5 protein-coding genes and 1 pseudogene are annotated in these 6,843 nt (G+C 69.3%); 5 read left to right on the top strand and 1 reads right to left on the bottom strand.

All coding sequences use genetic code 11. The features are described 5' to 3' along the window. Positions 1-170: 170 nt before the first annotated feature. From ACIQ6O_RS10870 to ACIQ6O_RS10855, 4 genes are read left to right on the top strand one after another with little or no spacing between them, the layout of a single operon-like run. Positions 171-3,440: a 5'-nucleotidase C-terminal domain-containing protein gene (locus ACIQ6O_RS10870; protein ID WP_396207810.1), complete on the top strand. Its 3,270-nt coding sequence runs from the start codon at positions 171-173 to the stop codon at positions 3,438-3,440. Continuing rightward, positions 3,440-3,679, top strand: a complete 240-nt coding sequence (locus ACIQ6O_RS10865) for a hypothetical protein (protein ID WP_396207809.1) — start codon at positions 3,440-3,442, stop codon at positions 3,677-3,679. The genes ACIQ6O_RS10870 and ACIQ6O_RS10865 overlap by 1 nt, the downstream gene beginning before the upstream one ends. Beyond that, positions 3,676-4,773: an adenosine deaminase gene (gene add / locus ACIQ6O_RS10860; RefSeq protein ID WP_396207808.1), complete on the top strand. Its 1,098-nt coding sequence runs from the start codon at positions 3,676-3,678 to the stop codon at positions 4,771-4,773. Before ACIQ6O_RS10865 ends, add begins: the two co-directional genes overlap by 4 nt. 47 nt (positions 4,774-4,820) lie before the next feature. Next, on the top strand, positions 4,821-5,624 hold the full coding sequence (locus ACIQ6O_RS10855) for a purine-nucleoside phosphorylase (protein WP_396207811.1): 804 nt from the start codon (positions 4,821-4,823) through the stop codon (positions 5,622-5,624). Positions 5,625-5,641: 17 nt separating this feature from the next. Here ACIQ6O_RS10855 and ACIQ6O_RS10850 read toward each other — a convergent pair whose 3' ends face one another. Next, on the bottom strand, positions 5,642-6,454 hold the full coding sequence (locus ACIQ6O_RS10850) for a M48 family metallopeptidase (protein ID WP_396207807.1): 813 nt from the start codon (positions 6,452-6,454) through the stop codon (positions 5,642-5,644). A gap of 185 nt (positions 6,455-6,639) precedes the next feature. Between ACIQ6O_RS10850 and ACIQ6O_RS10845 the strand changes: the two are divergent. Beyond that, positions 6,640-6,843: pseudogene (locus ACIQ6O_RS10845) on the top strand (hypothetical protein); the annotation flags it as partial.

Raw genomic sequence — 6,843 nt, 5'->3', positions numbered from 1 at the left:
GCCGTCGTTTCCGGACGGTTACGGCGGTGTAACGAATGGGTATCGGCCGCCGGCGCCGATTGGACCGTACCTGCGGAACTTCGCGGGAGCAGGGGGGAACCGGCAAGGACGCGATCGGACCGGCCGCCACAGGACTCCACACACTCGTGGGGAGCGACTAGCATTCCCCTATGGGACGTCTCTCGTTTGCGCTGGGTGCGGCGCTGCTCCCCGTGGTTGGGTCGAGCATGCTGGCCACCCTCCCCCCACGCTCGCTGGCTGCCCAGCGTGCCCCCCGCCGCGCGGAACTCACCATCGCGGCCACCACCGATGTACACGGCCGCCTGCGCGCGTGGGACTATTACGCCGGCGCAGCCGACCCCACGCACTCGCTGGCCGCCGCCGCCACCATCGTCGATTCTGCCCGCAAAGCGAATCCCGACGGGGTGGTGCTGGTGGAGGGGGGCGACATTCTGCAGGGCAACCCGTTGCTCTACGTGGCGGCGCGCGTCCGCCCCACGCCGGTGCACCCGGTCATCGCGGCCATGAACGTGATGCGCTACGACGCCGCGGTGCTGGGCAATCACGAGTTCAACTACGGCGTGCCGCTCCTCCAGAAGGCCGTCGGGCAGGCGGGGTTCCCGTTCGTGGCCGCCAACGTCCTCGATGCGAAGGGCAATCCCTGGGTGGCCCCCATGACCATGGTGGTCCGGCGCGGCGTGCGGGTGGCCATCATCGGCGGGACCACGCCCGGGTCGATGGTGTGGGACCGCGAAAACCTCAAAGCGGCCGGCCTCACGGTCACCGACATCGTGCCGGCGGTGCGCGCCCGCGTGCAGGAGGCGCGGAAGCGGAAAGCCGACGTGGTCGTGGTGCTGCTGCACTCCGGCCTGGACGGCGCCGCCAGCTACGACACCGTGAGTACCGGCTTGCCGTCGGAGAATGTGGCGGGGCGCGTTCCACGTGAAATCGACGGGATCGATGTGGTGGTATACGGCCATTCGCACCGGGAACTGGTGGATTCCACCATCAACGGGGCGCTGCTCATCCAGCCGCGCAACTGGGCCGGCTCCGTGGCCCTCGGTACGCTGACGCTGGAGAAGCAGGGCGGGCGTTGGACGGTGGTCGGCCGGCAGGGGCGCGCGGTGCGCGTGGCCGGTCACAAGGAGCACCCCGACGTGCTCGCCGCCATGCGTGGCACGCACGAGGCCACCGTGGCCTGGGTGAACGAGCCAGTCGGGCGGACCGGCACCGCGTGGCACGCCGACAGCGCCCGGGTGGTGGATATGCCCATCACCGACCTGGTGAACGAAGTGATGCGCCGCAACACCGGCGCCGACCTCTCGGCCACGGCCGCGTTCACGCTCGATGCCGGCCTCGATACCGGGGCCATCACGCAGGCGGAGCTCTCACGCTTGTACCCGTACGACAACACGCTGAGGGCGGTGCGCATCTCCGGCGCGCAGCTCAAGGCGTTCCTCGAGCATTCGGCGCGCTACTACCGCTCGGTGGGCGCCGATGGGCGCGCCGAGCGCGGCATCGTGGACAACACGGTGCCCGGCTACAACTTCGACGTGGTGAGCGGCGCCGACTACACCATCGACCTCCGCCAGCCGGTGGGGCAGCGCATCACCGCGCTCACGTACCGCGGCAAGGCGGTGCAGCCCACCGACAGCTTCACGATGGCCGTGAACAACTACCGGCAGGGCGGCGGTGGCGGCTTCTCCATGCTGCAGGGCACCCCGGTGGTGTTCGACAAGGATCTCGACATTCGCCAGCTCATCATCGACGAGGTGCGCAAGGTGGGCACCCTCGAGCCGGCCCGGTACGCCACGCGCAACTGGCGTATCGAACCGGTCGCGGCGGTGGGACAGGCGTACCTCGAACAGACGCGCGGACGGGGCACCGAAGCGAGTGGGCGCGCGCCGGCCGGCACGGCGCCCGCAGCTGGCGCGCCCGCGCGTGGCAATGCGGGCACCACGGGCGCAGCCCGGCGGGTGCGCATCATCGCCATGAGCGATTTCCACGCCGCGCTCATGCCGCAGTTCGATCAGAGCAACGCGCCTGTGGGCGGCGCCGTCGCGCTCTCGGCGGCCATCCGCCGTGCGCAGCGCGAATGCGTGTCCCCTGCGTGTGAACATGTGGTGGTGGACGCCGGTGATCTCTTCAGTGGGTCGCCGGCCTCCGACTGGAATGCCGGCCGTCCCACGGTGGCCGTGATGAACCGTCTCGATGTGGCTGCCGGCGCACTCGGTAATCACGAATTCGACTTCGGTCAGGACACGCTGCGGGCGCGCGTGCGCGACCTTCGCTACGCGGTGCTGGGCGCCAACGTGCGCGGCCCAGACGGGGCGATGCCCGCGTGGCTCCGCGCCGATACCGTCGTAACGCGCGGTGGCCTCCGCATCGGCATCGTGGGCGCGGCCGGCACGCACACGCCGCAGACGGCGAGCCGTCGCAAGGTGGGGGCGCTCACTTTCCTCGATCCCGTTCCGGTATTTGCCGAACGCACGCGCGCCCTGCGTGCAGCCGGGGCCCAGGTGGTGCTAGCCGTCATCCACGATGGCGGACGGTGTGAGCGTGACCGCCCCACGGTGTGCACCGGCGGTGGCATCGAGATCGGGCGACGTCTCGCCGCCATGGGGAGCGATCGCCCCGACGCGTACATCATGGGGCACGCGCATGTGAACATCGCGCTCGACCTCGACGGGATGCCGGCGGTGGAGCCCACGTCGAGCGGGCGGGGCATCGTCATCATCGATCTGCCGGTGGGCGGTGGCGCAGCCCGTACGGAAATCCGCCCCGTGCGCGGGACCGAGGTAACCGGCGCCGATGAGGCGTTGCCGGCGCTCGTGGAGACGGCGGTGGAGCGGGTGCGCGCACGGCTCGAGCAGCCGGTCGCCACCATCGCCGAGCCCATGCGGCGCGACGGACCGCAGAACGCGGTGGGGAATCTGCTCGCCGATGCGACGCGCGCGGCCGCCGGCGCCGACGTCGGCATGTGGAACAATGGCGGCGTACGCGCCGACATCGCGGCCGGGCCGCTGAATTACGGCGGCATTCACTACGTGACCCCGTTCGGCAATCTCGTGGCGCGTATCCGCTTGCGGGGACGCGACCTGCTCGCCGTGCTCGAAGCCACCGTCGATGGCGGGCGCGCCGATGCGCACGTGAGCGGCGTGCGCGTCACGTTCGATCCCGCCAGGCCCCGTGGCGGGCGCATCGTGCGCGCGGTCGACGCAGCGGGCGTCGCCATCGACTCCGCCAAGGTCTATACCGTCGCCATGAACGACTTCATGGTCGAGAACGATTTCCGTGAGCAACTCCGAGCGGCCGTGTCCACCGAATTCCTTACAGTGCGGGACATCGACGCCATGGCCGAGTTCCTCCGCCGCCAGCCGCAGCCCGTGCGCGGTGATGCCACCGCGCGCCTTCAGGCCATTACTCCAGGGAGCAACTGATGTCGCCAGCCGAAGTGCGTGTATTCGTGAATGAACGTGGGGTCACCGTTCCGGCGGGGGCGAGCGCGCTGGATGCCGTAAAGGTGAACTTCCCTGACGACGCCGAGGGCATCACCGCCGGCCGATTGCGGCTCACTGATAGTCGCGGTTTGCCTGTGCCGCCCGACACCCTCGTGACCGGCGGCTCCATCTTCCGGGTCGTGGCCGCCCGCGAACGTCTCGAGGAGGCGTCGGCGTGAGCGCCACAGCGGTGAGGCGCCTCAATCCCGCCTTCGTGGAGTTTGTGCGGGCCATGCCCAAGGCGGAACTGCATTGTCACCTCGATGGCTCGCTGCGCCCTGCCACGCTGCTGGCGCTCAGCGAGGCTCGCGGTATCGCCCTCCCGCATCACGAATCCGCGGCGCTCGCGCGCTGGATGCGGGTCGACGACGCGCACAACCTCGAGGAGTATCTCGCGCGCTTCGAGATCACGCTCGCCGTCATGCAGACGTCGGCGGAGATCGAACGCGTGGCGCACGAACTCGTACTCGACGCGGCGCTCGACGGCATCCGCTACATCGAGGTGCGGTACTGCCCCGCATTACACACCCGCGAGGGGCTCAGCACCGACGATGTGATGAACGCCATGCTCCATGGCCTCTCGCGCGGTGAGACGGAAACAGGCACGGTGGCCCGGGCCATTGTGTGTTCGCTGCGTAGCTTCCCCTGGCCGCACAGCATGGACATGGCTGAGGTGGCGGTGGCCTTCAAGGATCGCGGGGTCGTGGCGTTCGATCTTGCCGGGGGCGAGCGAGGGAACCCCGCGCACGAGCACGCGAAGGCGTTCGAATACGCGCGGCACCACAACCTCGCGGTCACCGTGCATGCGGGCGAGGGCGACGGGGCGCACTCCATTCACGAAGCGGTGCATCAGTGCGGCGCCAACCGTATCGGGCACGGCACGCGCCTCCGCGAGGATGCCGCGCTGGAGGCGTATCTGGTGAATCGCCGCATCGCACTCGAGGTGTGCCCCACCAGTAACATACAGACGCGCGTGGTGGACACCTTTGGCGAGCATCCCATCGAACGCTATCGCCGGCTCGGTGTCCTCGTCACGGTCAACACCGACAACACGATGATGAGCGGGGTGACGCTCACCGACGAATTCGTCGCCTGCGCCGAACATCTGGGCTGGGATTTCGCGACGTTGAGCCAGGTCGCGCTCAACGGATTCGAGGCGGCATTCCTCCCCTACGCGGCGCGCATGGCTTTGCGCGAGGCGGCCGCGCGCGATCTGGCGCAGGCGGCGGGTGATGTGCCCCCGATGTATCTCCCGGACGAGGAGGCCGCGTGAGCGCGGCGCAGGATCGCACCACGGGCACGACCGGCGTGTCCGCCGCCATGACGGCCGCCGCCTACATCCGTGAGCGTGTGGGAGCAGCATGGAGTAACCCGGTCGCTGGCATCGTGCTCGGGTCGGGATTGGGCGGGCTTGCCGATCGACTCGAGCAGGTGGTGCGCATCCCGTTTTCAGAGGTGCCGGGCTTTCCCACCGCCACCGTGGCGGGGCACGCCGGCCAACTGCTGTATGGTCTGCTCGGCGGGCGGCCGGTGGTCATGCTGGCCGGCCGCTTCCACATGTACGAAGGGCATGACGCGCCACTCGCGGCCTTCCCCGTGCGGGTGCTGCACGCACTCGGCGCGCCCACGTACATCGCGAGCAACGCCGCCGGTGGTGTGCGCCGCACGTTTGTGCCGGGTGATCTCATGCTCATCGCGGATCACATCAACCTGATGTTCCGCAATCCGCTCATCGGCCCCACCGAATCAGGCGACGAGCGATTCCCGGACATGTCCGACCCGTACGACCCCGCCTTGCGGGCGCTCATGCGCGAGGCCGCCGCTGCCGTGAACGTGCCGCTGCAGGACGGCGTGTACTGCGGCCTGTTGGGCCCCACCTACGAAACGCCGGCGGAAGTGCGCATGCTCGAGCGCCTCGGCGCCGACGCCGTGGGCATGTCCACCGTGCCGGAAGTGATCATGGCGCGGGCTATCGGGATGCGGGCCGTGGCCGTCTCATGCATCACCAACAAGGCCGCCGGCCTCTCGGTGGAGAAACTCAATCACCAGGAAGTCATGGACGCCGGCAAGGCCGTGGCCGGACGCTTTGAGGCCCTGATCATCGAGTTCGTGCGGCGCCTGTAGGTCGCCGCACGCCGATGTCAGCGTCGTGCCGGGGCGGCGCTGCGCGGCAGACTCGCCAGCCGGGCCTTGAAGTTCTGGTAGCTGCGCGTGTCGCGCGTGAGTGATCGGATCACGACCGGATCGAGCTTTGTGATCTCCTCTTCGGTCGTGCGGATGCGGCTCTCCTCCACCGGGTGCGACGCGAACCACGCTTCGACGCCGCTGGGATTGCGCTCGCGCTCGCGAAGCAGAATGCGGAACATGCTCGGCATGCCGCGCGGGTCGATCCCCGAGCGGGTCACGTACAGCACGCCGAAGCGGTCGGCCTCGGATTCGTCGTCGCGGCTGAACTTGGCGAACCCGGCCTGGGCGAGCACCGAGAGGCCGGTGCCGGCCACGCCCTGACAGACCGACGGGGCGAGAATGCACCCCACGTTGAGTCCGACGTTGGCCCGCTGCGCGGCGGCCATCTGCTTCATGCTGTGGCGCTGCGTCACGTGGGCGATCTCGTGGCCGATCACCCCGGCCAGTTCGGACATGTTGGTGGTGCGCTCGATGAGACCGCGGTTCACGTAGATGTGGCCGCCCGGCACCGCGAACGCGTTGATCTCGCTCTGGTCCACCACGTTGAAACGCCAGGTGAGGCTGCGGTCGTCCACCACGCGCGCGATCGAGTCGCCGAGCACGTTGATGTAGCGTACGACTTCCGGGTCACGCACCATCGGCAACTGCTGCTCGATCTGTTGCGCATACTGGTTGCCCATGTCCACTTCCTGCTGGGTGCCGGGCACACAGGACGCCAATCCCATGAGCGCACCCACCGCGAGACCGCGCCCCAAATGGCGGGCCACGCCGCGCGCTGTACCCCGAATCACGCTCCCGCCTTTCCCCTGTCGCGCCATATTCTCTCCAAAGCCTCCGGGGCCAGTCGCCCGGCGCCGGTCGTTCGGCTATCGTTTCGCCAGCCGTGCTGCCCGGGACCGGGCGCGCACTCCCTCCCTTGTACCCGCGAATCCCGCGAGTTGCCCTGAATCCGGTGAAGCTACTCACACTCGCCCGTGACCTGCAGCGGCGCAAAGCCCGCGAGCGCCAGCACCGCTTCGTGGCCGAAGGGGTGCGCACGGTCGAGTCACTGCTCGCCTCTTCGCTGGAGGTCACGGGGCTCCTCGCTACCGATACCCTTGGCGTCGATGCGCGCGGGGCGCGCCTGCTCGCCACGGCGGAGCAGCGGGGCGTGCCG

Origin of the sequence: Gemmatimonas sp. (genome assembly GCF_044345575.1) — a bacterium.
Lineage (GTDB): Bacteria > Gemmatimonadota > Gemmatimonadetes > Gemmatimonadales > Gemmatimonadaceae > Gemmatimonas.
The sequence above is the reverse complement of the archived record's forward strand: the minus strand, read 5'-3'. Positions and strand labels throughout refer to the sequence as shown.